Origin of the sequence: Staphylococcus sp. AtHG25, assembly GCF_003217445.1 — a bacterium.
Classification (GTDB): Bacteria; Bacillota; Bacilli; order Staphylococcales; family Staphylococcaceae; genus Staphylococcus; species Staphylococcus haemolyticus.
In genome coordinates this window covers 1-3,090 of the sequence record NZ_QJSN01000035.1, presented here as the reverse complement: position 1 = coordinate 3,090, position 3,090 = coordinate 1, and the positions used below count along the sequence as shown (strand labels likewise).

Genomic DNA, 3,090 nt, shown 5'->3' with positions numbered 1-3,090 from the left:
GATTGTACATTGAAAACTAGATAAGTAAGTAAAAATAGATTTTACCAAGCAAAACCGAGTGAATAAGAGTTTTAAAAAAGCTTGAATTCATAAAATATAATCGCTAGTGTTCGAAAGAACACTCACAAGATTAATAACAGGTTTCTTAAAATTAGAACTACGTTCTAATATGGTTGAAACATAGATTAAGTTATTAAGGGCGCACGGTGGATGCCTTGGCACTAGAAGCCGACGAAGGACGTTACTAACGACGATATGCTTTGGGTAGCTGTAAGTAAGCGTTGATCCAGAGATTTCCGAATGGGGGAACCCAGCACGAGTTATGTCGTGTTATCGACAAGTGAATTCATAGCTTGTCAGAAGGCAGACCCGGAGAACTGAAACATCTTAGTACCCGGAGGAAGAGAAAGAAAAATCGATTCCCTGAGTAGCGGCGAGCGAAACGGGAAGAGCCCAAACCAATAAGCTTGCTTATTGGGGTTGTAGGACACTCTATACGGAGTTACAAAGGAATATGTTAGACGAATCATCTGGAAAGTTGAATCAAAGAAGGTAATAATCCTGTAGTTGAAAATATATTCTCTCTTGAGTGGATCCTGAGTACGACGGAGCACGTGAAATTCCGTCGGAATCTGGGAGGACCATCTCCTAAGGCTAAATACTCTCTAGTGACCGATAGTGAACCAGTACCGTGAGGGAAAGGTGAAAAGTACCCCGGAAGGGGAGTGAAAGAGAACTTGAAACCGTGTGCTTACAAGTAGTCAGAGCCCGTTAATGGGTGATGGCGTGCCTTTTGTAGAATGAACCGGCGAGTTACGATCTGATGCAAGGTTAAGCAGGAAATGTGGAGCCGTAGCGAAAGCGAGTCTGAATAGGGCGTTGAGTATTTGGTCGTAGACCCGAAACCAGGTGATCTACCCATGGTCAGGTTGAAGTTCAGGTAACACTGAATGGAGGACCGAACCGACTTACGTTGAAAAGTGAGCGGATGAACTGTGGGTAGCGGAGAAATTCCAATCGAACTTGGAGATAGCTGGTTCTCTCCGAAATAGCTTTAGGGCTAGCCTCAAGTGATGATTATTGGAGGTAGAGCACTGTTTGGACGAGGGGCCCCTCTCGGGTTACCGAATTCAGACAAACTCCGAATGCCAATTAATTTAACTTGGGAGTCAGAACATGGGTGATAAGGTCCGTGTTCGAAAGGGAAACAGCCCAGACCACCAGCTAAGGTCCCAAAATATATGTTAAGTGGAAAAGGATGTGGCGTTGCCCAGACAACTAGGATGTTGGCTTAGAAGCAGCCATCATTTAAAGAGTGCGTAATAGCTCACTAGTCGAGTGACACTGCGCCGAAAATGTACCGGGGCTAAACATATTACCGAAGCTGTGGATTGTCCGTAGGACAATGGTAGGAGAGCGTTCTAAGGGCGTTGAAGCATGATCGCAAGGACATGTGGAGCGCTTAGAAGTGAGAATGCCGGTGTGAGTAGCGAAAGACGGGTGAGAATCCCGTCCACCGATTGACTAAGGTTTCCAGAGGAAGGCTCGTCCGCTCTGGGTTAGTCGGGTCCTAAGCTGAGGCCGACAGGCGTAGGCGATGGATAACAGGTTGATATTCCTGTACCACCTAGCATCGTTTTAATCGATGGGGGGACGCAGTAGGATAGGCGAAGCGTATGATTGGATTGTACGTCTAAGCAGTGAGATTGAGTGTTAGGCAAATCCGGCACTCTTAAGATTGAGCTGTGATGGGGAGAGGAAATTGTTTCCTCGAGTCGTTGATTTCACACTGCCGAGAAAAGCCTCTAGATAGATAATAGGTGCCCGTACCGCAAACCGACACAGGTAGTCAAGATGAGAATTCTAAGGTGAGCGAGCGAACTCTCGTTAAGGAACTCGGCAAAATGACCCCGTAACTTCGGGAGAAGGGGTGCTCTTTAGGGTGCAAGCCCAGAAGAGCCGCAGTGAATAGGCCCAAGCGACTGTTTATCAAAAACACAGGTCTCTGCTAAACCGTAAGGTGATGTATAGGGGCTGACGCCTGCCCGGTGCTGGAAGGTTAAGAGGAGTGGTTAGCTTCTGCGAAGCTACGAATCGAAGCCCCAGTAAACGGCGGCCGTAACTATAACGGTCCTAAGGTAGCGAAATTCCTTGTCGGGTAAGTTCCGACCCGCACGAAAGGCGTAACGATTTGGGCACTGTCTCAACGAGAGACTCGGTGAAATCATAGTACCTGTGAAGATGCAGGTTACCCGCGACAGGACGGAAAGACCCCGTGGAGCTTTACTGTAGCCTGATATTGAAATTCGGCACAGCTTGTACAGGATAGGTAGGAGCCTTTGAAACGTGAGCGCTAGCTTACGTGGAGGCGCTGGTGGGATACTACCCTAGCTGTGTTGGCTTTCTAACCCGCACCACTTATCGTGGTGGGAGACAGTGTCAGGCGGGCAGTTTGACTGGGGCGGTCGCCTCCTAAAAGGTAACGGAGGCGCTCAAAGGTTCCCTCAGAATGGTTGGAAATCATTCATAGAGTGTAAAGGCATAAGGGAGCTTGACTGCGAGACCTACAAGTCGAGCAGGGTCGAAAGACGGACTTAGTGATCCGGTGGTTCCGCATGGAAGGGCCATCGCTCAACGGATAAAAGCTACCCCGGGGATAACAGGCTTATCTCCCCCAAGAGTTCACATCGACGGGGAGGTTTGGCACCTCGATGTCGGCTCATCGCATCCTGGGGCTGTAGTCGGTCCCAAGGGTTGGGCTGTTCGCCCATTAAAGCGGTACGCGAGCTGGGTTCAGAACGTCGTGAGACAGTTCGGTCCCTATCCGTCGTGGGCGTAGGAAATTTGAGAGGAGCTGTCCTTAGTACGAGAGGACCGGGATGGACATACCTCTGGTGTACCAGTTGTCGTGCCAACGGCATAGCTGGGTAGCTATGTATGGACGGGATAAGTGCTGAAAGCATCTAAGCATGAAGCCCCCCTCAAGATGAGATTTCCCAACTTCGGTTATAAGATCCCTCAAAGATGATGAGGTTAATAGGTTCGAGGTGGAAGCGTGGTGACACGTGGAGCTGACGAATACTAATCGAT

1 rRNA gene is annotated in these 3,090 nt (G+C 48.8%); it reads left to right on the top strand.

Going from position 1 to position 3,090, the window contains the following annotated elements:
* Positions 1-183: 183 nt before the first annotated feature.
* Positions 184-3,090: ribosomal RNA gene (locus tag BDW31_RS12205) — 23S ribosomal RNA — on the top strand; the annotation flags it as partial.